General features: G+C 40.4%; 20 protein-coding genes and 1 riboswitch. Of the genes, 19 read left to right on the top strand and 1 reads right to left on the bottom strand.

Translation table 11 applies throughout. The features are described 5' to 3' along the window. Positions 1-221 precede the first annotated feature (221 nt). The 10 genes from KKH91_02705 (at position 222) to KKH91_02660 (ending at position 12090) form a co-directional block, all read left to right on the top strand. Positions 222-1157 (top strand): acetyl-CoA decarbonylase/synthase complex subunit delta, encoded by a 936-nt coding sequence (locus KKH91_02705; GenBank protein MBU0951728.1) that lies wholly within the window; start codon positions 222-224, stop codon positions 1155-1157. Positions 1158-1276: 119 nt separating this feature from the next. After that, positions 1277-2479: an acetate kinase gene (locus KKH91_02700; protein MBU0951727.1), complete on the top strand. Its 1203-nt coding sequence runs from the start codon at positions 1277-1279 to the stop codon at positions 2477-2479. Beyond that, positions 2476-3264 (top strand): dihydropteroate synthase, encoded by a 789-nt coding sequence (locus KKH91_02695; GenBank protein MBU0951726.1) that lies wholly within the window; start codon positions 2476-2478, stop codon positions 3262-3264. Before KKH91_02700 ends, KKH91_02695 begins: the two co-directional genes overlap by 4 nt. 12 nt (positions 3265-3276) lie before the next feature. Continuing rightward, on the top strand, positions 3277-4290 hold the full coding sequence (locus tag KKH91_02690; protein ID MBU0951725.1) for an NAD-dependent epimerase/dehydratase family protein: 1014 nt from the start codon (positions 3277-3279) through the stop codon (positions 4288-4290). 128 nt (positions 4291-4418) lie between these two features. Next, entirely contained in the window at positions 4419-5696 is a 1278-nt protein-coding gene (locus KKH91_02685) for a pyridoxal phosphate-dependent aminotransferase family protein (GenBank protein MBU0951724.1), read from the top strand. Continuing rightward, positions 5693-6808, top strand: a complete 1116-nt coding sequence (locus tag KKH91_02680; protein ID MBU0951723.1) for a hypothetical protein — start codon at positions 5693-5695, stop codon at positions 6806-6808. The genes KKH91_02685 and KKH91_02680 overlap by 4 nt, the downstream gene beginning before the upstream one ends. Positions 6809-6821: 13 nt before the next feature. Beyond that, positions 6822-7001 carry a hypothetical protein gene (locus tag KKH91_02675; protein MBU0951722.1) on the top strand — a complete coding sequence of 60 codons (180 nt, stop codon included), beginning with the start codon at positions 6822-6824 and terminating at the stop codon, positions 6999-7001. Positions 7002-7014: 13 nt separating this feature from the next. After that, the gene (locus KKH91_02670; protein MBU0951721.1) at positions 7015-7623 is read left to right on the top strand and encodes a peptidylprolyl isomerase; all 609 of its coding nucleotides are present in this window, start codon (positions 7015-7017) and stop codon (positions 7621-7623) included. 217 nt (positions 7624-7840) lie between these two features. Continuing rightward, the gene (locus tag KKH91_02665) at positions 7841-11335 is read left to right on the top strand and encodes an AAA family ATPase (protein ID MBU0951720.1); all 3495 of its coding nucleotides are present in this window, start codon (positions 7841-7843) and stop codon (positions 11333-11335) included. After that, positions 11335-12090, top strand: coding sequence for a WecB/TagA/CpsF family glycosyltransferase (locus KKH91_02660; GenBank protein ID MBU0951719.1), 756 nt, complete (start codon positions 11335-11337; stop codon positions 12088-12090). Before KKH91_02665 ends, KKH91_02660 begins: the two co-directional genes overlap by 1 nt. Positions 12091-12096: 6 nt before the next feature. Here KKH91_02660 and KKH91_02655 read toward each other — a convergent pair whose 3' ends face one another. Next, positions 12097-13065, bottom strand: a complete 969-nt coding sequence (locus tag KKH91_02655; GenBank protein MBU0951718.1) for an aldolase catalytic domain-containing protein — start codon at positions 13063-13065, stop codon at positions 12097-12099. A gap of 145 nt (positions 13066-13210) precedes the next feature. Here KKH91_02655 and KKH91_02650 point away from each other — a divergent pair, with 145 nt between their 5' ends. The 9 genes from KKH91_02650 (at position 13211) to ligA (ending at position 23163) form a co-directional block, all read left to right on the top strand. Then, entirely contained in the window at positions 13211-13984 is a 774-nt protein-coding gene (locus KKH91_02650; protein ID MBU0951717.1) for a nucleotidyl transferase AbiEii/AbiGii toxin family protein, read from the top strand. Beyond that, a complete protein-coding gene (locus tag KKH91_02645) occupies positions 13969-14589 on the top strand; it encodes a hypothetical protein (GenBank protein ID MBU0951716.1) in 621 nt (206 codons plus the stop codon). Before KKH91_02650 ends, KKH91_02645 begins: the two co-directional genes overlap by 16 nt. A 56-nt stretch (positions 14590-14645) precedes the next feature. Then, positions 14646-14798: riboswitch (FMN riboswitch) on the top strand. A 42-nt stretch (positions 14799-14840) separates the two neighbouring features. Then, positions 14841-16022, top strand: coding sequence for a bifunctional diaminohydroxyphosphoribosylaminopyrimidine deaminase/5-amino-6-(5-phosphoribosylamino)uracil reductase RibD (gene ribD / locus KKH91_02640; protein ID MBU0951715.1), 1182 nt, complete (start codon positions 14841-14843; stop codon positions 16020-16022). Positions 16023-16031: 9 nt separating this feature from the next. Further along, positions 16032-16676: a riboflavin synthase gene (locus KKH91_02635; protein ID MBU0951714.1), complete on the top strand. Its 645-nt coding sequence runs from the start codon at positions 16032-16034 to the stop codon at positions 16674-16676. Further along, positions 16673-17890, top strand: a complete 1218-nt coding sequence (locus KKH91_02630) for a bifunctional 3,4-dihydroxy-2-butanone-4-phosphate synthase/GTP cyclohydrolase II (protein ID MBU0951713.1) — start codon at positions 16673-16675, stop codon at positions 17888-17890. The genes KKH91_02635 and KKH91_02630 overlap by 4 nt, the downstream gene beginning before the upstream one ends. Positions 17891-18038: 148 nt before the next feature. Beyond that, positions 18039-18503, top strand: a complete 465-nt coding sequence (gene ribE, locus KKH91_02625; GenBank protein MBU0951712.1) for a 6,7-dimethyl-8-ribityllumazine synthase — start codon at positions 18039-18041, stop codon at positions 18501-18503. Positions 18504-18525: 22 nt separating this feature from the next. Beyond that, on the top strand, positions 18526-18936 hold the full coding sequence (gene nusB / locus KKH91_02620) for a transcription antitermination factor NusB (GenBank protein MBU0951711.1): 411 nt from the start codon (positions 18526-18528) through the stop codon (positions 18934-18936). A 23-nt stretch (positions 18937-18959) separates the two neighbouring features. Further along, positions 18960-21143 (top strand): hypothetical protein, encoded by a 2184-nt coding sequence (locus KKH91_02615; GenBank protein MBU0951710.1) that lies wholly within the window; start codon positions 18960-18962, stop codon positions 21141-21143. Beyond that, entirely contained in the window at positions 21136-23163 is a 2028-nt protein-coding gene (gene ligA / locus KKH91_02610) for an NAD-dependent DNA ligase LigA (protein ID MBU0951709.1), read from the top strand. Before KKH91_02615 ends, ligA begins: the two co-directional genes overlap by 8 nt. The last annotated feature ends 245 nt before the right edge of the window (positions 23164-23408 follow it).

Below are 23408 nucleotides of genomic sequence, written 5' to 3'. Positions count from 1 at the left end.
TGTGTTCTGTGCTTCCAACGAACCTTTTTGCCAGAAGAAATCTTTGGGATTGGCTAAACGCTCCGTTTCATGAAAAGAGCAAGGCTAATCTTAACAGCTTACAACAAACATTTGCTTTCGGCTAATTTGGACACCAATGAAGTGCGTTATATAAATTCATTTAAGGAAATATACCCCATACGCTTCTTAGCGCGTAACATGGGGTCTTAAGAAGGTATAAAATGGAAAGATTATTAGAAAAATCAGTATCGACAATTTCTGAGCTTATCATTGGCGGAGGGACTCGTTCAAAAGAAATAAAAATCGGAGGCGAAGGCGCTCTTCCTTTTTTATGCTCGGACGGGGAAATACCCAATAAACCTGTAATAGCGGTTGAAGTCTGGGATACAATCCCGGAAGAATGGCCTTTAATAGCCGAAGAATTCAAAGATATTGTAAACGATGTAGTTAAATGGTCAAAAAAAGCTGAGGAATGGGGAGCAGACCTTATTTGCCTGCGCCTTGAATCCTGCCATCCGGACAAAAATAATAGTAACGCTGCCTACGCTGCGGAAACAGTTAAAAAGGTTCTAAACGCAACAAAACTTCCTCTTATTATAATCGGTTGCGGCCATCCTGAGAAAGACCAGGAAATTTTGCCCGCAATTGCAGAAGCCGCAAAAGGCGAAAAAATTCTTTTAGGGATGGCAACAAAAGATAACTACAAAACAATTACCGCTGCAGCGCTTGCAGCAGGCCATAGCGTTATCGCGGAATCTCCTCTTGATATTAATCTGGCAAAACAACTGAATATTTTAATTTCGGATATGGGTTTGCCTCTTGATAGAATTGCAATGCATCACACAACTGGCGGGTTAGGTTACGGTTTTGAATACTGCTATTCAATTATGGAGCGCTGCCGGCTGGCAGGCCTTGCCGGAGACAAAAATATGGCGACACCAATTATCAACATGATAGCTGAAGAAACCTGGAAAACCAAAGAAGCAAAAACACCTCTTGACGAACAGCCAACCTGGGGTGAACTTCATAAAAGAGCACTCGGATGGGAAATTGTCTGTGCCAGCGGTTATCTTCAAGCCGGGGTAGACGTGCTTGTTCTTGAACACCCGGAAACAATTAAAACCATTAAACAAACAATAAATAACTTAAACAGATGAAATGCCCTAAATGCAGTTACGAAAAAAAGAACTCCGGGCCTTCAAAAGAAGCATTCACTGAAACTAAAAAAACAATCCGGATAGACGCTTCAAAGGATCCGGCCTCCGTTTATTGATAAATGAAAATCCTTGTTTTAAACACCCGCGTCCATTCCATAGATTTTGACGTTTTTGAGATGCCCGGAGAGGAAAAACTCTGCGGGGGTGTTATCGAAAAAGTCGGGCTTGATACGGCTCTGGTTACTTATAAATGCCGCGGTATGACCGAAGAACTTATGGCTATAGAGTCTATTCTGGACCATAAAGCCGCCGTAGATGCAATTATAAGGATCATCATAACAACCGAACATAAAATTATTAATTCATCCGACGAAATTGCCGCTGTCGGGCATAGGATAATACATGGCGGCGAAAAATATTTTAAATCGGCGCTTATTGATGAAGAAGTAAAAAAAGAAATCCGGAATAATTTTGAGCTGGCCCCTTTGCATAACCCATACAACCTTAAAGGCATAGAAGAAATTGAGCAGCTGCTTCCAGGTAAACCCCAGGTTGCTGTATTCGACACTGCCTTTCATCAAACCTTAAACGAAGTCGCTTACAGGTATCCGATTTCAGAAAATGTATACCAAAAATTCAAAATGAGAAAATACGGATTTCACGGCATTTCACACAGACATGTTGCCGAAAGAGCAGCTATACTGCTGAAAAAACCGCTGAATAAAACCAATATTATTTCATTGCACCTGGGCCAGGGATCCAGTTTATGCGCCGTTAAAAACGGCGTTTCTGCTGATACTTCAATGGGTTTCACTCCGCTTGACGGCGTAATGATGATGACACGCTCAGGAACTATCAGCCCCGGAGTAATATTCCATTTATTAAAAGAAGGCTGGAGAATCCAGGACATTGATGCGCTGCTAAACAGGGAAAGCGGCTTATTAGGCATTGCCGGCGTATCGGACGAAATGCTCGACAATGTAAAGGAAATGCTTTCCGGAAACAAGAAAGCAAAATTAGCGATCGATATGTTTGTTTACAGGTTACGTGAATATCTGGGTTCCTACTATTTCCTGTTTAAAAAGCTTGATGCAATTTGTTTTACCGGAGGCATCGGCGAAAATTCGGACGTTATCAGGAAAATGGTTTGCGCTGAATTGGAACATTTAGGAATAAAACTTGATTCCACCAAAAACAAAAAATTCAACGGCAAAGAAGCGGCAATAAACAAACCCGGGTCAAAAATAAAGATATTTGTAATTCCCCGCGATGAAAAAATAATTATCGCTAGGGATACGTATAAGTTAGTGGAGGGCCTATGATCGTAATCGGCGAGAAAATTAACGGGATGTTTAAAAGTATAAGAGAATCGATTCAGACAAAAAATAAACAGATAATCCAGGATATAGTAAAAAAACAGCTTGAATCCGGCGCGGATGTACTAGATGTAAATGTTGGCCCTGCGTCAGCTGACCAGCTTAACGACATGGTTTGGCTTATAAATACAATACGGGAAGTAACTAAAGCCCCATTGGCGGTTGATACCACAAAAGCCGACGTTATGGATAAAGGATTAAGCCTGGCCGGCGAAAACTGCTTTTTAAACTCTACGACAGGCGAGGAAGAAAAACTTAACATTTTTCTGCCCATGGCAAAAAAACATAATTCAAAAATAATAGCGCTCACCATCGATAAAGCAGGAATACCCAACCATGCTGAAGGCAGGTTAGAAATAGCGGCTAATATAATGGCAAAAGCCATGGAGTTTGAAATAGACCCTTCAAATCTTTACATAGATGCCGTAATACTGCCGGTAAATGTAGCGCAACAGCATGCACCTGCGGTTTTGGAAACTATAAAACAGACAAAATTGCTCTGCGACCCTTCTCCAAAAACAATCTTAGGCCTTTCAAACGTCTCCCAGGGGACAAATGTAAGGCAGCTTATAGACAGGACATTTCTTGTAATGGCAATTGCATCAGGGCTTGATGCCGCCATAGTTAACCCTTTGGATAAAGACCTTATGGATGCAATGATAACTGCAGAACTTCTTTCCGGGAAAAACATTTATTGTGATTCCTTCCTTCAGGCATACCGGAGGAAATAAATACCTTAAATTATGTCAAGAATACTAATTACCGGCGCAAATGGGTTTGTAGGCACTAATCTCGCGCAAAAATTCGTAGCCGGCGGACATTCTGTACGTTGCCTGATACATAAGAACCTGTCGGAAATTAAAAATATTCCTGTTGAAATCCGGTACGGAAATATAGCTGACCCTGCTTCTTTAACAAAGGCAGTCAAAGATATTGATTTTGTTTTCCACTGCGCCGGGGCCCTTCGCGCAAAAAACATTAAAACTTTATATGATATAAACCAAACCGGTACAAAAAACCTGATTGAAGCTGTTCACAAATACAACCCTTCGATAAAACGTTTTGTTTATGTTTCATCTCAGGCGGCTATGGGGCCGTGCATAAATCTGGAAGATCCAAAAGACCCGAACGGCCTTTGCGGTCCTGTTTCCGATTACGGCAGGAGCAAAATGATGGGGGAACGCGAAGTACTGAAATTCAAGGATAAAATCCCGGTTACGATTTTGAGGCCGGCGGCCATATACGGCCCTTACGATAAAGATATTTTTACTTTTTTCCAGATGGCTTCGAAAGGATTTTTTCCTATTCTTACCGGGAGGAAAAATTGTTATGTTCAATTGCTTTTTATCAGTGACCTCATAGAAATCTGCAATTTGATACTGACAAAAAATGAATTCAAAAGTAATATTTATTTCCTTGCGCAAAAACAGCATTATTCCTGGCATGAGATTGGGAAAATAATAGGCGAAGCAATTGGTAAAAAGGTTCTCATTTTCACATTACCGGCCTGGTTCATAAAATTTGCAGCGATTACATCCGAAACTGCTATGAGGCTTATAAGAAATGAAGCATCTCCTTTTAATAGGGACAAAATCAAAGAATTCTGCCAGCAATACTGGCTGGGTGATAGTTCAAAAACTGAACAAGATTTTAACTTCACTTTTACTTCACTTGCAAACGGAGCTAAAATTACATATAATTGGTACATTCAAAATAAATGGCTGAGTAGGACGAAATACCAAAATCAATACCTTTAGATTTTGGTGCTGAAATAATAAGGAAATGTACCCCATACGCTTCTTAGCGCGTGACATGGGGTATTAAAGGGGAAAGAATGTCTGACCTTTTTAACAAATGCCTGAAATTCACAACCGCCCGCGAAGTTATGGCCTCCGGGTGTTATCCGTATTTTCACAAAATTGAAACTGCCCAGGGACCGGAAGTTCTTATTAACGGCGAAAAAAAGATAATCTGCTGTTCAAATAATTACCTGGGAATAACCCAACACCCAAAAGTCATTGAATCCGCTATTAACGCTATAAAAAAATACGGAACAAGCTGTACTGGTTCAAGATTTTTAAGCGGGAACACAGATCTGCATGAAAAAGTTGAAAAAAAGTTCGCAAAATTTATCGGCAAAGAAGCGGCGCTTCTTTTCACTACCGGGCATCATTCTAATTTAGGAGCAATTTCAACGCTCGTTACAAAAGGGGAATATGTAATTACGGATAAACTTGACCATGCTTCAATAATCGACGGATGCCGGCTGTCATTTGGGCAGATGTTAAGATTCCGCCATAATAATATGGATGACCTGGAACGGCTTCTTTCGAAATTCCGCGACACTCCCAAGCTTATTGTTGTTGACGGCATATTCAGCATGGAGGGGGATATTTGCAACCTCCCGGAAATAGTAAAACTCGGAAAAATATATAACGCCAGGGTTATGGTAGACGATGCCCATTCACTCGGCGTGTTAGGCAAAAATGGCAAGGGAACCGCAGAACATTTCAACCTTGAACCTGAGCCGGATATTATTATGGTAACGGCATCAAAATCACTTGCATCCATCGGCGGATTTATAGTGGCACGCGAAGAAGTCATCCATTACATCAAACATTCTGCCAGGTCTCTTATATTTACGGCAAGCCTGCCGGCCGCGCAGGTAGCGGCTATTGATGCATCACTCGATATTATCCAGCAGGAGCCGGAAAGAAGAGAAAAACTTTGGGAAAACACCCGCAAAATGCTCGATGGTTTTAAAGCCCTGGGTTTTAATACAAAAGACAGCACCACGCCGATTATACCAATCCATGTAGGCGATAATATGAAAGCCCTCCAGATGTGGCGGCTTCTTTATGATGAAGGCGTTTTCTGCTCGCCGGTTATCAGCCCGGCAGTACCGGAAGGTGAAGCCATAATCAGGACCAGTTATATGGCAATCCATACAGATGAGCATCTGGATCGTGTATTAAATGCATTTGAAAAAGTCGGTAAACATATGGGAATAATCAGCGGAACCTATAAACCAAGAAAAGCAACTGATAAAATCCCGAAAGAAAAACTTTTCAAGGGTTTTAAAGGCTTAAAAATAGGCTCAAAAGAAATAAGCGCCGGCTCAAAAAAATGGATGAAAAATTTATTCTGGAGGTTCGGTAAATGAAAATTAAAACAGTTGAAAACAAACATGATTTGATGAAATTCATAAAATTCCCCTGGAAAGTCTACAAAACTGACCTCCATTGGGTGCCGCAGTTAATTGGGGACATGCAGGCCCTGTTGAACCCTAAGAAAAATCCTTTCTGGGAACACGCCGAAGGCAAATATTTTCTTGCCGAGATGGATGACGGACAGGTTGTCGGCAGAATAGCGGGAATCATAGACCGTAATTATATTGAATTCCAGGAAGAAAAGGCCGGTTTTTTTGCTTTTTTTGAATGTATAAACGATGTCAGCGTAGCTAAAGAAATGCTTGGCACTGTAGCAAAATGGCTTAAAGAAAAAGGCATGGTTAAGATGATGGGCCCTACAGCTCCTTCAACAAATGATGAAATGGGCTTTTTGCTTGAGGGCTTCGATTCTCCGCCGTTTCTGATGATGCCGCACAACCCGAAATATTATATTGAACTTATGGAAAAGTGCGGGCTGAAAAAAGCAAAAGATTTATACGCCTATTTTATGGACCAGAAAGATGCGCCGCGCGCGCGGCTGGACCGTATTAATCAGGCCGTAAGAAAACACAACCCGGACATTACCGTAAGGACCATAAATGTAAAGGATTATTCCAACGAAGTGAAAAACATACATTCGATTTATAACAACGCCTGGGAAAAGAATTGGGGTTTTGTGCCCTGGACAGAAAAAGAATTTTTCGGCCAGTGTGAAAAATTGAAATCACTCATCGTGGCTGAACTGGTTTTTTTAGCGTTCTCAAAAGACAAACCGGTAGGCATGTTAATTGCCGTTCCAAACTACAACTTTGTTTTACAAAAACTTAACGGTAAACTGGGGCCCATTGAAATACTCAAATTCCTGTATTACAAAAGCAAAATCAAAGCTATCCGTGTAATGATTATGGGCGTTATAAAGGAATATAGAAACAAGGGGATAGAAGGCTTGATGTATCATGAAATAGTAAAAAACGTAATGAAGCTGGGGTATCCTCAGGGAGAATTTTCCTGGATACTTGAAGATAACATAATGATGTGCCGCGCGGCTGAAATGCTTGGCGGAAAAGTTTATAAAAAATACCGGGTCTACGAAACTACTTTATAAAAAGGAAGCGGCCATGAACAACACAGAACAAGAGCGCCACAGCGACGGGGGTTTTTCAATGTTTTTACTGCTTTTTGCAAACCTTATGGCAGTTATGTTTTTTCTTTTACTGCTAAAATCAGCAAGGCGCAAACCAGTTTTAAAGATTGAATCTTTTAGGAAAGCCCTTGGCAGGGTTTCTAACGACGACTAAAAGAGCGGAAATTATGAAAAAGCAAATTTTATTAGTACTAGGAGCTATTATCATGTTAAATGGAACAGATTTTGCGGCGGACAAGGTGAATTGGACGAAAGAAAAAGGCCTCTATGCAGCCTTTGAAACATCAATGGGCACAATAGTGTGCAAACTATTCGAAAAAGAAACACCTAAAACCGTGGCAAATTTTGTTGACCTGGCAACTGGCAAAAAGAAATGGTTTGACCAGAAAAACCAGAAAATGATAGAAAAAAAACCTTTATACGACGGGACTATTTTCCACAGAGTAATTCCTGATTTTATGATACAAGGCGGAGACCCTTTAGGAACAGGGTTCGGCGGGCCCGGTTATAAATTCGATGATGAAATCGTGCCTAATTATGTTTTTGATAAACCAGGGAAACTTGCCATGGCAAATGCAGGCCCCAACACAAACGGCAGCCAGTTCTTTATTACCTGCGCGGCTACGCCCTGGCTGAATGGGAAACATACAATTTTCGGGGAAGTCGTATCGGATTACGCTATTGTCCAAAAAATCGTTGCTGTGCCCCGCGACAGCCATGACAAACCCACTGCTGCTGTCACAATCAAAAAACTTACAATAAAAAAAATAAAATAGTTACTCTTTTTCTCTCAACTTAATTTCACTAAAAAAGAAGCTTCCAAATGGGAGCTTCTTTTTTAGTTATCCACACTATCCACAAAAGTTACCCACAAAACGTTAAAATATTTATTTTTATATAAGTATTGACATCCAAATGGTAAATGTTATATACTTAACAGCAAAAGATAGTTGTATATGGAATCGTTAGAACCTTTTCAGGGGGGTCAATTAAATGTATTTAAAAGCAGTTGAATTATGCGGTTTTAAATCTTTCGCTGACAAAACACACCTAACCTTTGACAAGCAATTAACAGCAGTTGTCGGACCCAATGGCTGCGGCAAATCGAACGTTGTTGATGCCATCAGATGGTGCCTTGGCGAACAGAGCGCCAGCTCCCTTCGTACCCCTCAAATGATGGGAATAGTTTTTAACGGCTCACAAACAAGAGCGCCCCTTAACCTGGCAGAAGTTTCGCTTACCTTTGATAATTCAAGCAACATACTCCCTATAGATTATACTGAAGTTACGATAACCAGAAGATTATTCAGGTCCGGTGAAAGCGAATATTATATCAACAAAGTGCAGTGCCGTTTGAAAGATATTCGTGACATGTTCCTGGATACCGGCGTAGGCAGAGAAGGCTACTCCATTTTTGAACAGGGCAAGGTTGAGCTGATTACAAATGCCAAACCCGAAGAACGCAGGGCCATTTTTGAGGAAGCAGCCGGAGTATCAAAGTATAAAGTGCGCCGCGAAGAAACCTTGCGCAAACTGGACAGGGTTCACCAGGACATGAACCGCGTTAATGACATTATCGGCGTAATAAAAGAACAGATAAATTCCCTTGAAAGCGCCGTAAGAAAAGCAAAACTTTACCAGAAAAACCAGGAAGAACTGCGTACCCTTGAAACAGCTGATACAACCCAAAAGATAGCAGCGCTTGAAAGCGAGCTCGCTCCTGCTACATCGCAACTGGAAGAACTTAACAACAATGCTCTTGAAAAAAACACACTTAAAGACCAGCTTGAAGCCGACGTATCAAATATACAGGTAGAAAAAACAACCATTGAAAAAGACCTTGCAGATAATCACTCCTTGCTTAGCCAGATAGATACAGAAATAGCCCAGCTGGAAGAACGCGTTAAAATTTCGCAGGTAAGGGTCAAGGAATTCAAGGAAAGACAAGAAACCCTGACTAATAATATCAGCAATTTTGATTCAACGCGCAAATCACTTGAAAACCAGATAAACACCATTAATTCTGAGCTCCAGAAAGCCGAAGAAACTTTTAACGAACACACTCGCTATTACGAAGAGAAAAAATCCAATTATGAAAATATAAAATCTGAAATCACAAAAAACACCCAGCAAATCAGCAAATTAAACAGCTATGTTTTTGAGCTGGTCGACAAGAAAACACAAATCAACAACGATATTGCAACTATCAGCAATAACGCTATAGCTACAAAAACAAATATTTCCGTTCAGAACCAGGAATTGAAAAAAGTTTCTGATGAAAAACTTTCAATCGAAAAAGAACTTGGGAATCTGCGCGCGCAGCAAAACCAGTCGAATGAAACTCTTTCAGCCGCAAAACAGGAACATGAAAGTTTAAACTCTAAAATCTCCGGCTTGAAAGAAGAAATTGAAATCCTTGAGCTGGAAAAAGACGCAATCAAGCAGAAATATTATGAATTAAATTCAAAAATGGTTGCAGTGCGCGAACTTCAGCAGAAAAACCCGCAATTAAGCACGGTCCATTATATTCTGTCCAGTAATTTCCAGGGAATTCATGGAACGCTAAACAGCATTTTGAGCATCCATGACCTGCATGAAGAGCTTGTTTCCAACCTGCTCGGGGATAAATTAAATTACCTTTTATGTGATACGCTTACGGATGCAAAAACCGTCATTGAACATCTTGAACAAAACAAAAAAGGCCGCGCAACTTTCATAATACTCGAGTCTCTTCCTGAAACTCATTCCGCGTGGAAAAACTTTTTAGGCGAGCTAAGAACAGAAAAACCTATCAGTTCCGCAGTAACCTATGACCCTAAATGGGAAAAACTTGTACGGTTTGTCTTTAATAACACTTATTTTTCAGGCAACACGGTTTATCAGGAAACTGTAATGCACGGCGGAGCATATGAAACAAAACAAGTAAGCCCGGAAATAGAATGCAAGGAGATTGAAGAACAAATCGCAAACCTTAAAACGCAGGAAAACGCGAATAACGAAACTCTTCAATCAAAGGAAAAAGAGATTTCTGAATTAGTCCAGCTGCAAAAGCAGAAATATGACGAACTTCAGCAATTAGCCTTTAATCAGGCTGTTTTTGAAAAAGAATTATCAAATAAATCGGGACAGTTTGACCTCTCCAAGATAGAGGAAGAAACAATACAGTCAGAAATCAAGCACCTTAGCGAAGAGGAACTTAAATTAGAAGAAAACTCACCCTTGCTTAAAAACGAACTTGCTCAAATCGAAAAAAATACAATTACTGCCCAGACTGAAATGACCCAATTGGAACTGTCTGTCAATGAGTTAAAGGACAAGGAAGCTGGCGCAGGCAGCGAATTCACAGAATCAGCAAAAAGCCTTTCAACTTTTGAAGAAAGGCTCAAATCCTACAAACGCGAATATGAAACGCTTAATTCAAACCTGAAGCTTCAGCAGGATCAATATTTGCAGTCTACCAATGAAATTCAATCCCTTTCGGAAAGAATCATCGAACAGGAAACTGTATTCGCTGCAGAATCAAAAAATATTGACAAACTTTACGAATCCAGGGCTGAATTCGATAAAAAAGTTTCTGAACTTAAACTTCAGCAAAATAATGTTTACAAAATATTGGAGCAGAAACAAAACCAGCTTAACCATTTGAGAAATGAAATCACCAAACTTTCAGAAAAAATACACGATTTACAGATAATCCAGAAAACAAAAGAAATAGAAAAGAATAATTTTGAAACCAAATTAAGAGAAGCGGGGCTGGAATACGCAGATGTGAAAGACAGTTATATCAACATTGCCGTTGACCCTGATGAAATTATCCGTTTAAGGCGCAGGATTGAGTCCATCGGGCCTGTGAACCTGACCGCGCAGGAACAATATACTGACCTGGAAAAACGTTATAACTTCCTTTTTGAGCAACAGCAGGATTTGATAAAAGCCGAGGAAGACCTGCGCCAGGCTATAACAAAACTAAATTCTTCGATTCAGGCAAGTTTCCATGAAACTTTTGATAAAGTAAGGGAAAACTTCAAGAAGCTTTTCAGCCAGTTATTTGAGGGAGGGGAATCAGACCTCATTCTTACGGATGAAAACAACCTGCTGGAATCCGGCATAGACATTGTAGCCCAGCCCCAGGGCAAGAAACTTCAAAGCATCAGCCTGCTTTCAGGCGGAGAAAAAGCCCTTACGGCAATAGCTCTCCTGTTTGCATTCTTTATGGTCAGGCCTTCGCCGATCTGTATTCTGGACGAGGTTGATGCGCCTCTTGATGAATCAAACGTTACGAGATTCATTAATATAATCAAAGTATTTTCTGCCAATTCTCAGTTCCTTATGATTACCCATAATAAACGCACCATGGAAGCAGCGGATATACTTTATGGCGTAACCATGGAAGAATTCGGCATATCGAAAATTATTTCTATCCGGCTTCACAAACAGGAAATACCCGGATTGATCGCGGAAAGAGAACCCGAAGAAACCGCTAATTAATGCACAAAACTGCAGATAGAATTTACATCGGGAAAATTCCTGTTGATCTGCTCTCCTGGGAAAGCATTCTATCCCGAATTGACTCCTTTATACAAAACAAAAAACCCACCCAAATAGTTACATTCAATTCTTTGATGTACAATTTTTCCTGCCGGGACCAGGAACTTGAAAATTCAATTGTTAACGCGGGGCTTGTGCTTCCTGACTCTATCGGTATTGCAGCATTAATCTATCTGCTTTCCGGAAAACAATACCAAAAACCAAGAAGGAAACCAGGCATTGACCTGATGTTAAAAATCTGTGAAATGGCTGCGCTTCACAGCTGGAAAATTTTTCTTTTAGGAAGTAAGCCGGAAATAGTAAAAATTACTGTAGAAAAACTTAAAACAAGGTTCCCCGGAATAAACATTGCAGGTTTTCATGACGGTTTTTTCAAACCGCAACAGGAAGTTAATATTTTCAATGAAATAAGACAATCTAACGCAGCTATAGTTTTTGTCGGCCTTGACGTGCCGCGCCAGGAAAAATGGATTTTCGAAAACTTGAGAAATATAAACATCCCTATTATAATGGGGGTTGGCGGAAGCTTTGATGTTATATCAGGAAAATTGAAAAGGGCGCCGGGCTGGATGCAAGCACTTGGGCTGGAATGGTTTTACAGATTTGCGCAGGAACCCTGGCGTATCACCCGCATTAAAGACCTGCCTGTATTCGCATTGAAAGCATTAAATTTAATTTTCCAAAAACATTTGTGATTAAATTTAATCTTCCATCTGTTCTTCGGTAAGCTTTTCGTAGAATTTCCGGTACTCAAACTTTTCAGGATTATTGTCAGGCAAGTCCATCATATCCATGGCCGCCTGCGGGTGGCGGTTAAGCGAGCCGGCAATCATATAGGGAATTGAATAGCCCCAGGTAATTTTTTTGGTTAGAGGCATTATTTCTTTGCTTATAACATCAAAAAGCGGCCGGCTGTCAAACTTGGGGTTTTTAAGAAAACTCAATAACAATTCCGTTGGGCAATTGCCGGAGCCTCTTCCCAGACCGTAAAGTGTTCCATCCAGATAATTCGCTCCGCGGATAATCCCTGCGATAGTATTCGCAAAAGCCAGCTGGGTGGAATTGTGGCAATGAACGCCGATTTCTTTGTTCTTTATGTATTTTTTGAATTTATCTACGTAATAATCCATATCTTCACTGTAGAGCGAGCCGAAACTATCTACAATATATACAGCCGATACCTTCGTTTCTTTTTCAATCTGCGCAAGAGCTTCATCCAGGTCACGTTCAAGGGCGCGGGAAATAGACATTATATTTATAGTTGCTTCGTACCCTTTTTCCGTGGCGTTGTTGGCTAGTTTGATTGCTTTATCAATGTCTTTAACGTAAGTGGCAACGCGGATAACATCAACCACACTGTCTTTTTTGGGGAGCACATCTTCAGAAACAGCCTTATGGGAATCCTGCATTATGGCTATCTTTGTTTTTTCTGATTTAATGCCATCAACAACTTTTCTTAAATCCTCTTCGTCGCAAAAACGCCACAAACCGTATTCCTTTACTGAGAAATGCTGTTTGCTGTTTCGGTACCCGAGTTCTACGATATCTATTCCTGAAGCACATACTGCCTTGTATACATTCCTTACGGTTTCAATTGTGAAGTTGGATTTATTCATTAATCCGCCGTCACGTATGGTGCAGTCAATTACCTTAATCTCAGGTCTAAACATTTTGGCTCCTTTGAACTTTTGTAACACCGATTTTATAATATTAAAAATATTTTATCAAATCTTATACCAACACCTGTAATAGCAAGTATTGACATTTTGCGTAATATGTTCTATTGTTTAGTTATAGCTAAATAACATAACATATATGAAAAACCATTTATACGACAATCTGCAAATAAGGGAAGTATTTCATATTGAATTTCTCCGCCTGCTTTCATTAAAGCTGAGACCCAATTTTTACGCCCTTAAGGGCGGGGTAAATATGCGGTTATTTTTCAATAATATAAGATATTCAGAAGATATGGATATAGATGTTAATACCGTGAAGGTTGCCGCCTTGCGGGATATTGTTATGAAAATACTTGATTCACAAGCATTATTGAACGAAATTAAACCGTTCGGTATCGAGAAAATAATACTACCCAATATTGCAAAAGCAAAACAAACCGAAACCACTCAGCGTTTTAAAATACATATATTAGCTTCCCGGGGGGAAGACCTCTTTACGAAAATAGAATTTTCCCGACGGGACACTTTAGGTAAATCTGTAGTAGAGTCTGTTTCAGAAAAGATTCTTCGCGGTTATATGATTTCCCCGTTGATAGTTAGTCATTATGATATTCAAAGCGCAGCCTTGCAAAAAATATATGCCCTGGCAGGCAGAAGTATAGTTCAGGCCCGGGACATTTTTGATCTTTACATCCTATCTACCCGGTTACCCGAAGGCCTTGGCAAAATAAAAGCCCCGGCAGCCGTGAAAGATGCTGCATGCAATAATACATTTTCTGTCAGTTTTCATCAATATAGGGATACCGTATTGAACTATCTTACCGAGGAAGCCAGGGTATCCTATGAAAATCCTGATTTATGGGACGAAATTAAAATAAAAATCACGGAATTTATATGCCCAAAACAATAACGGTTGAATATATCAGAAGACTTGGCCGGCCTGTTTTTACTACAAGGGAGCTGTCCGACATTTCCGGTAAAAGCATGTCCGCTGTAAGCCAGGCACTCAATTATCTCAGCCAGCATACTATCGCAAAAAAGATTTATCGCGGGATCTGGGTTGAAGCGGCGGATAAACCATTGAGCCCCTATATGGTTATCCCTCATCTTTTCAGGGGAGGCAGGGTATATGTTTCTTTTTTAAGCGCCTTACACCTGCATGGAATTATTGAACAGATTCCGCAAACCATAACTCTGGCTTCAACTGCCCATACGAGGAAAATAAAAACAACAGTTGGTACATTTATTGTGCATAAAATATCCCCTAAATTTTTCGCGGGGTTTGGCTGGTATAAGGGGTCAGAGAGTTTTCTTATAGCCGAACCTGAAAAAGCATTGGCTGACTGTCTTTATCTTTTTACAAGAAAAAAGAAGCAATACGGGTTTTTCCCTGAGCTTAATCTAAAAAAACCATTTGATGTAAATAAAACCAGGAAGTGGATCCAAAAAATACCTGATAAGAATGCCAGGGTTTCCGCGTTAAGCAAACTTGAAGAAATAACAAAAAAAAAGTAACTTGAATTTTATCAAATAATTCTTGACTTTCTTTATATATTTTTGTAATATGTTTAGGTATTCTTCGGGGCGAGGGGAAGATCCTCACCGGCGGTTTGAGGCTCCAAGTGAAACGTGGAGCGAAAGCCCGCGAACTCCGGTCAAAGTGCCGGGGTTGAACAGATGGAATTTCTGTGCCGACGGTATAGTCCGGATGGTAGAAGAATAAAATAAATCAGTTTAATATAGCTGCTATCATATAACCCCGAAGGATGAATATCTTTACGGGGATTTTTTTTGAGCAGGGCGAAACCCAAAAACCGCTTCCATCTTGGTTTTTGGGCAGGGATCCGATGGACAAAGACACAAAATTCATGCAGTTGGCGTTAAAGTTAGCCCAAAAGGGCGCAGGCAGAGTAAGCCCAAACCCTATGGTTGGTTGTGTTATTACTCAAGGTGACAGAATAATATCAACCGGTTACCACAAATACTTTGGCGGACCTCATGCTGAAATCGAAGCTTTATCCAAAGTAAAAAAGCCCCTGAACAAAGCAACCATGTACCTCACCCTGGAGCCCTGCAGTCATACAAAAAAGAAAACACCCCCTTGTGTACCAGTTGTACTTAATTCAGGCATAAAACGGTTGTTCATAGCCATGAAAGACCCAAACCCGGCAGTCAATGGCAGGGGGGTAAAAATACTCCAAAAAAACGGTATAAAATGTTCAACCGGCTTACTGGAGTCTGAAGCTAAAGAACTGAATAAGGCCTATATAAAATGGGTAACCCAAAAACTACCCTATATTACTCTAAAATGGGCTATGTCCTTAGATGGGAAGATAGCCACAGAGGCTGGGGATTCAAAGTGGATAAGTTCTCAAACCAGCCGTGATCTGGTTCATAGGATGCGGGGCCAAATTGACTCTATTTTAGTAGGAATAGGCACTGTTTTAAAGGATAACCCATACCTTACAACCCATGGGAAAGGGAGAAACCCTGTAAGGTTAATAATAGATCCAGATCTAAGAATACCCTTAAATTCAAATGTACTAAATAAGGAATCCAAAACCATCATATTTTATGATAAATCAAAAGACAAATTACTTAAACCTAAACTTGAACAAATTTGTAAAAAGTATCAATATTGCGTTGGTATACGTTCAAATTTAAAAGGAATCATAAACTTAAAGGAACTTATTAAATATTTGGCCGCAGAGCGTGTGGCTTCCTTATTAATAGAAGGCGGCGGCAACACACACGCTCAAGCCATTGAACAAGGTATCGCTGATGAAATCATGTGCTTTGTAAGCCCTAAAGTTATAGGCGGCAAGGATGCTATTACACCAGTTGAAGGAATAGGAGTAAATCTGGTTGAACAATCGATAAATCTGACTAATTGGGTTGTTAATAAGTCCGGTGAAGACCTGATGATATCAGCAAAAATCAAAAAATAGGAGTTTTTCTTGTTTACAGGAATAATTGAAGATTTGGGCACAATTAGCAAGGCGGGTAAGCCCGGTTTGGAGGCTTCAACCAGCCTTGACGGCCTCAAAATAGGGGACAGTATAAGCATAAATGGGGCCTGTCTGACAATAACCAAAATCAGCTCCCAATCAACCTCAAAATATACCTTTTGGGCTGATGTGTCCGGTGAGACCTTAAAACTGACCAATTTGGGTGAATTAAGATCCGGCTCCAGGGTTAACCTTGAACGCTCCCTTAAAAACGATTCCAGGCTTGGCGGACATATTGTAACAGGGCATATTGAAGGTATCGGTAAAATAGTATCCGTTAAAAATGATAAAAACTCAAAAATGTTTGAATTTTCATACCCGAAAGAACTCAACAAGTTCATTGTCAGGAAAGGCTCTATAGCTGTAGACGGTATCAGTCTTACAATTGCTGATATCAAAAACTCAAATTCATTTACTGCCGCTATTATACCTCATACTCTAAAAAACACAACTTTAAATTTCAAAAAACCCGGAGATACTATCAACCTGGAAACAGACATAATGGCAAAATATTTGGAAAAATCCCGACAAAACCAGAAAGAAACCGGAAAAATTTCTTTTGATTTGCTCAAAAGGACGGGCTTCATAAGATGAAAACCAAATTTGCAACAATTCCCGAGGCAATTTCTGACTTAAAAAAAGGCAAAATTGTTATTGTTGTCGACGATCCGGGCAGGGAAAATGAGGGTGACCTGGTCTGCTGTTCGGATAAAATAACCCCTGATAAAATAAATTTCATGGCAAAATACGGCCGCGGCCTTATTTGTGTCGCCGTTGAAGGTAAAAGGCTGGATGAATTGAAAATTTCCCCGATGGTTGACAATAATCAGGAAGCCAAAGAAGCGGCTTTCACTGTTTCCGTTGATGCCAAAAAAGGAACGACAACCGGTATATCGTCGCATGACCGCGCTTTGACGATAAAAACTATCCTGAACCCGAAAACAAAACCTGAGGATTTAATAAAACCCGGCCATATATTTCCGTTGCGCTATAAAGAAGGCGGAGTTTTGGTCAGATCGGGCCACACTGAAGCCTCAGTTGACCTCAGTAAACTTGCCGGCACGGATACGTATCCTTCCGGCGTAATCTGCGAAATCATGAATGAAGACGGCACAATGGCGCGCCTGCCCCAGTTATTAAAATTTTCAAAAAAGCACAAATTAAAAATTATAACGATCGCAGACTTGATTGAGTACCGCAGGAAAAATGAAAAACTTATAAAAATGGAACTCTTTACCGGGCTTCCTACGGAAAACGGCGATTTTTGCCTTTATCTCTATAAGGACACAATTAAAAAAGAATATCATATAGCCCTGGTAAAAGGGACTGTCTCAGGCAAAAAAAACATTTTAGCAAGAGTTCATTCTTCCTGCTTTACCGGAGATGTGTTACACTCTCTTCGGTGTGATTGCGGCCAACAACTAAATAAAGCGCTCGAGCTGATTGAAAATGAAGGCAGGGGCGTTTTGTTATACATGCACCAGGAAGGCAGGGGAATCGGGCTCATAAACAAATTAAAATCCTACAAACTGCAGGACCAGGGTTATGATACGGTTGAAGCGAACATAAAACTTGGGTTTAAACCGGATCTGAGAGATTATGGTATCGGTGCGCAAATACTTGCAGACCTGGGGTTGTCAACCATAAGATTGTTGACAAATAATCCCCGCAAAATTGCCGGGCTTCAGGGGTATGGTTTAAAAGTTATAAAAAGGATTCCGATTGAAATTAGACTTCACACAAAAATGGGCAAAAAATATTTAAACACAAAGAAACAGAAATTTGGGCATTTATTGACTACGGTTTAATAAAAACAATATAATGTCAGGGTGCAACGTTCCCGGAGAAAACCTTTTTTGAGCGCCTTGGGAAAAATTTAGAGCTCAAAATAGAGTGAACCGGGTAGGAGAACGTTTTTCGGAGGGAATGTGGCAGTCTGATAAAATAGGAGGATGGATGGTTAAAACTTTTTCGGGCAAGATGTTGGCAGAAGGCAAAAAATTTGGTATTGTAGTATCGAGGTTCAATGAGTTTATCACAGGCAAACTGCTGGAAGGCGCTATTGATTCGCTCGTAAGGCACTCTGCTGACGAGAAAAACATTGATGTTGTCTGGACTCCGGGTTCTTTTGAAATGCCGGTTGTAACGAAAAAAATGGCAGGCAGCAAGAAATATGATGCGATCATATGCCTGGGCGCGATAATCCAGGGTGACACACCGCATCACGAGTATATCGCCAACGAAGTTACCAAAGGGATCGCCCAGGTTTCGCTTGATTCAGGCGTACCGGTTATATTCGGTATATTAACCTGCGACAACCTGGAACAGGCAATCGAACGCGCCGGAACTAAAGCCGGAAACAAAGGGTCACAGGCAGCAGAAGCAGCAATAGAAATGGCCAACCTCATAGGCCAAATATAGAGTAAATTTCAGGTTTTTTGAAATGGGATTACGAAGAGAAGCCAGGGAAACTGCACTCAAAGTTCTCTATGTTGTTGATGTAGCCAATTTAACCAAAGAAGAGGCGACATTCATCATAACAAATGGGAATACTATGCATGTGCACGTAAAGAGCTTTATGGACCAGATTGTAAGCGGCACCCTGGAAAATACCGAAGAAATAGATTCTCAAATAAATAAATATACCCAAAACTGGAACATTTCCAGGATGGCAGCCATAGACAGAAATATTATCCGGATCGGCGCCTTTGAAATCCTGAAAACCCCCGAAACACCTATCAGCGTGATAATTGACGAAGCAGTCGAAATAGCAAAAAAATATTCAACTTCCGATTCTGGTAAATTCGTAAACGGCATCCTGGATAAAATCAAACAGGCCCGGGAAGTCCCGTAAACCGGGAAATAGTTGGAGCAGAAATGGCGCAAATAAACATTGAGCTCGCTGGAAAAATCATTAAACTTTTCCGATCTGTAGTCAGCAACTATAAAATATACCCTCCGGGCAGCCAGATAGTCATAAACAACCTGAATTCACTGCACGCCGAAATTGTACAATACCTCCAAACCCAGGATACTCTAACGATAAACGAATCGCACCATAAAATGCTTATCGACGACCAGGAAATAAAAGCGCTTACCGACACTTTCATACTTGCCTTGCTCGCCGAATTAGAAATACAAAGCATCACTTTCAGAAAAGGCATAAACCCTGCCGAACTTTCCGTTTTCATGGACTTAATAACCTCAAAAGATAAAACAAAATTCAAGGAAACCGGTGGAGGTGTTTCGGACGTATTAAAATCAAAAAATGTAAATAGCATAGCAGTAGATGCGGTAAAATATGTTGCCATAAAAGAAGGCGAAGAGGTAGTTAATAAAATCTCAGCCCTGGTAGACAACCTGCAGGGAGATCCTATGGCATTTATGGCGTCCCTGCGTGAAATTTATGATTCAATGGACGCCGTCCCGGACATAAAAACAAAAAAAGGTATTACGGACACGCTCGCAAAAAAACTTGCCACGCTGGACCCCGCAAATTTAAAAGAATTTTTTGACCGCCCTTTACCCGGGAAAATAGAACAATCCGGCCTTAAAGAGGCCGTTCTTTCATCGCTTCCAAAAGAAAAAATCAGGGAAATATTTGACGAAATCGCGCTCTGGTATGAAGACATAAAACGCACCAGTAAAACTGAATTTGAAGCGCTTGAGCAATTAAGCGGCCTTAAAAGTTTTCTGGGTAAAATACTTAGCTCGCCCTCAGCAAGAAATATCCCTTTCCGGTTTTACGAAGAATTGCTCCATGTCGGCGTGCTCGACGAATTGCCTGTGTGGATAAAAAAAGAAGAACCTACCTTGGTACTGCAGGTAGACAAAATTCTTGAAAAAGACAGCCTGTCTCTATTGGATCCTGAAATCCGCGGCAGCCTGCCCCGGATGGTTAAACAGCTTTGCCAGTCTGAACTTTCAGAAGTAGCGGAGAAAATAACAAATAAAATGGCTGAGAATTTGAAACAGCCCTCCATGAAAGTAAGAAGCGAAACCATAAGAACGTTAATGCAAATTTACGACGTGCTCGTTATTTTCCAAAAAGAAAAAATTCTCAAGAACATGGAACAAACGTTTCTTGCGGTATTTCAAAAAGAAAAAAATATTGAAATATACCAGGACCTGGTAAGTTTGCTCGCCAAAAGAGTGTTCCAGCACATTTTAAACAACCAGATTGAAGAAGCCATTTCTATACTAAAATTAATCAAACAACATCTTTATTCCGAAACCGAAGGGGATAAGGAACGCAGGGATGTTACAGGACGCAATTTTGTGAAGCTTGCGGGCGACCTGAGCGGATTAATAATTGCTGAACTCAAATCTGGCGTAGATAAACGACAAAAAAATGCCATGGAAATTGTGTCCCTTATGGAAGACACAATGGGTGATACCCTGATGGCTGTCATAAAAGAATCTGATGACTATAGAACCCGCAAAATTGCCGCTATTGCTTTGCGCAATATCGGGGAAATGGCTGTAAAGAATTTCATTAAATCACTTAATTTGACCACAAATACAGAGACACTAAAAAAAATAATAAATATTTTTGATGAATTCACGACAATAAACATTACGGATAAACTAAAAGAACTCCTTGATTATCCGGATCCCATAGTAAAGAAAATGATTCTCAGGCATCTCTATAAAATGAACACTCCGGAAACCAGAGGTCTCCTTTTAGAAAGATTATCTGATAAGGATTTGATGGCTGATGTAGTTAAAATAGTCGGCGAACTCAAACAAACAGAAGCACTGGACCGGCTGTTAAGTATTTCTAACGTTGAAAATGTAACCCTGCAGGAAGAATTAGCGATAACCTTCGGCATGTTGGGAGATAAAAGAGCTTTGCCAACCCTGATTAAATTCCTGAAAGGCAGGAAATCATTTTTTAAATCAAACAATCTTACCCCGGACTCGGTAAGAATGCGCGCCGCCTGGGCTTTAAGTAAATTCTTACCCGACAAAACTGCCGAAAACGCCCTGACCGAAGCATTAAAAGACAAAAGTGATTCTGTGAAATTGGAAGCAAAAAAAGCCCTGGAAAAAAATGCCTGACACGAAACACCTCATAGAATCACTCCGAAAAGAAATTAAACACCACGACCACCTCTATTACGTAAAGAGCCAGCCTGATATTTCCGATACTGAATATGATAAACTTATAAAAAAACTTCAGGCGCTGGAAAAAGAACACCCTGAACTCATAACGCCGGACTCGCCTACACAAAGAGTGTCAGGCGAGATTACCAAAGAATTTAAAACTATTAAGCATACCTCGCCGATGCTTTCCCTGGATAACACTTACTCGGAAGAAGAAGTGATTGAATGGGAAAAACGCATAAATAAAACTATTCCCGAGACAGAATATGAATTTGTAGTTGAACCAAAAATAGACGGGATAAGCTGTTCTGTAACCTATTCACATGGTTTGCTCAACAACGGGGCGACCCGGGGTGACGGCGATACCGGCGAAGATATTACTCTTAACGTTAAAACCATCCGGTCTATACCATTATCTCTCATACTGCCTAAAAACATTAAGAGTTTTCCCGAGACAATTGAAATACGCGGAGAGGTATTTATAAACAAGAAGGACTTCCAGGAAATTAATTATGCTTTAGCAAGACAAGACATTCAAATCTTCTCTAATGCGCGCAATGCAGCCGCCGGGAGCCTGCGCCAGAAAGACCCGAAGATAACAGCTTCCAGGCATTTGAGATTTTTTGTCCATTCCTATGGAAACTTCAAAGGCAGTATCAATTTTCAAACACACTGGGAATTTCTTGAACTTTGCCGGAATTTTGGATTAAAAACAATAGAAAATACAAAACTTTTCAAAACAATTGACGAAGCAATCGGCTATTGTCTGAAATGGCAGGAAGAGCGTGATAAACTTCCCTTTGAAATTGACGGAATGGTAATTAAGGTCAATTCTCTCAAACAGAGAACGGCCCTTGGCCAGACCATGAAATCTCCGCGATGGGCTATAGCCTATAAATTTCCCGCAAGGCAGGCTACAACAAAAATTCTTGATGTCAGGGTCCAGGTTGGAAGGACCGGGGCATTAACGCCTGTAGCAGACCTGGAACCTGTAGAATGCGCCGGTGTAATAATTTCACATGCGACTCTGCATAATTTTGACGAAATTGAACGGCTCGGAATAAAAATTGGGGATACGGTTTTAATAGAACGGGCAGGGGAAGTAATCCCGAAAGTTATAAAAGTAATCGAAAGTAAAAGAACAGGAAAAGAAAAAGCGGTAAAAATCCCTGATAAATGCCCGGAATGTTCAGGCAATATAGTGAAAGAAAAAGAAGATGAAGTCGCCTACAGGTGCATAAACCCTTCGTGCCCTGCCCAGCTTTCAGGAAGCCTGCTTCATTTCGCCAACCGTGACGCTATGGACATTGAGGGGCTGGGTTATGCTATTGTGGAACAATTGATAAATGGAAAAATAGTGAAAAGTTTCGACGATATATATGCGCTCACGAAAAAAGACCTTTTCAAACTTGAGCTTGTTAAAGACAAAAAAGCTGATAATTTGCTTAAAGAAATAGAAAAAAGTAAAATACAACCGTTGTCCCGGCTGCTTTACGCCTTAGGCCTGCGCCACGTAGGCCAAAAAGCAGCACAAACCTTGGCCCGGCATTATGGTGTAATTGACAAACTGATTAAAGCGGATGCAGAAGAATTAACCCAGATTAATGAAATTGGCCCGGTTATGGCTGAATCCATAGCAAATTTTTTCAAACAACCGAAAACTTTGACGCTTATAGAAAAACTAAAAGAATCAGGAGTAAATACAACCGAACCTGAAATACCGGAAGATTTAAAGAAGCCCCAGCTGCTTTCCGGGAAAACCATTGTTTTTACGGGAGAACTTAAAGCTTTTTCAAGGCCTGAAGCGGAAAAACTGGCGCAAGAGTTCGGCGGGACAGCCACTTCCAGTGTTTCTAAAAAAACAGATTTTGTTGTGACGGGCGAAAATCCCGGCTCCAAATACAAAAAAGCCCAGCAATTAGGCGTTAAGATCCTTTCTGAAGCCGAGTTTTTAAAAATAATTGAAAAAAAGTAGATCTGGCCGGGACTTGACTGGCAGGCGCAATTAGCTTATGCGGAAAAAATAGGCCTCGGTTCAAGAAAATACGAATTAGTGGAAATTTAGATGAATATAACTGCTTTCGATTATGCCTGCAAACTCCTGAAATACAGCGCAAAAACTGAAAAAGAAATTATTGACAAATTAAGTAAAAAAAAGTTTAATGATAAAGTTCTTGATAGCGCCGCTATTAAACTAACAATGGATGAGCTGAAAGCTCA

Source organism: Elusimicrobiota bacterium (assembly GCA_018816525.1).
Lineage (GTDB): Bacteria > Elusimicrobiota > Endomicrobiia > CG1-02-37-114 > XYA2-FULL-39-19 > OXYB2-FULL-48-7.
Note: the sequence above shows the minus strand (reverse complement) of the source record. Positions and strands in the feature narration are given on the sequence as shown.

Bases quoted from the DNA above. Each gene is read 5' to 3' on its own strand.
- KKH91_02630 (MBU0951713.1), top strand. From the start codon at position 16,673: ATGAAAACCAAATTTGCAACAATTCCCGAGGCAATTTCTGACTTAAAA.
- KKH91_02690 (MBU0951725.1), top strand. From the start codon at position 3,277: ATGTCAAGAATACTAATTACCGGCGCAAATGGGTTTGTAGGCACTAAT.
- ribE (MBU0951712.1), top strand. From the start codon at position 18,039: ATGGTTAAAACTTTTTCGGGCAAGATGTTGGCAGAAGGCAAAAAATTT.
- ligA (MBU0951709.1), top strand. From the start codon at position 21,136: ATGCCTGACACGAAACACCTCATAGAATCACTCCGAAAAGAAATTAAA.
- KKH91_02615 (MBU0951710.1), top strand. From the start codon at position 18,960: ATGGCGCAAATAAACATTGAGCTCGCTGGAAAAATCATTAAACTTTTC.
- KKH91_02660 (MBU0951719.1), top strand. From the start codon at position 11,335: ATGCACAAAACTGCAGATAGAATTTACATCGGGAAAATTCCTGTTGAT.
- KKH91_02685 (MBU0951724.1), top strand. From the start codon at position 4,419: ATGGCCTCCGGGTGTTATCCGTATTTTCACAAAATTGAAACTGCCCAG.
- KKH91_02705 (MBU0951728.1), top strand. From the start codon at position 222: ATGGAAAGATTATTAGAAAAATCAGTATCGACAATTTCTGAGCTTATC.
- KKH91_02650 (MBU0951717.1), top strand. From the start codon at position 13,211: ATGAAAAACCATTTATACGACAATCTGCAAATAAGGGAAGTATTTCAT.
- KKH91_02675 (MBU0951722.1), top strand. From the start codon at position 6,822: ATGAACAACACAGAACAAGAGCGCCACAGCGACGGGGGTTTTTCAATG.
- KKH91_02645 (MBU0951716.1), top strand. From the start codon at position 13,969: ATGCCCAAAACAATAACGGTTGAATATATCAGAAGACTTGGCCGGCCT.
- ribD (MBU0951715.1), top strand. From the start codon at position 14,841: ATGAATATCTTTACGGGGATTTTTTTTGAGCAGGGCGAAACCCAAAAA.
- KKH91_02680 (MBU0951723.1), top strand. From the start codon at position 5,693: ATGAAAATTAAAACAGTTGAAAACAAACATGATTTGATGAAATTCATA.
- KKH91_02695 (MBU0951726.1), top strand. From the start codon at position 2,476: ATGATCGTAATCGGCGAGAAAATTAACGGGATGTTTAAAAGTATAAGA.
- KKH91_02655 (MBU0951718.1), bottom strand. From the start codon at position 13,065: ATGTTTAGACCTGAGATTAAGGTAATTGACTGCACCATACGTGACGGC.
- nusB (MBU0951711.1), top strand. From the start codon at position 18,526: ATGGGATTACGAAGAGAAGCCAGGGAAACTGCACTCAAAGTTCTCTAT.
- KKH91_02670 (MBU0951721.1), top strand. From the start codon at position 7,015: ATGAAAAAGCAAATTTTATTAGTACTAGGAGCTATTATCATGTTAAAT.
- KKH91_02665 (MBU0951720.1), top strand. From the start codon at position 7,841: ATGTATTTAAAAGCAGTTGAATTATGCGGTTTTAAATCTTTCGCTGAC.
- KKH91_02700 (MBU0951727.1), top strand. From the start codon at position 1,277: ATGAAAATCCTTGTTTTAAACACCCGCGTCCATTCCATAGATTTTGAC.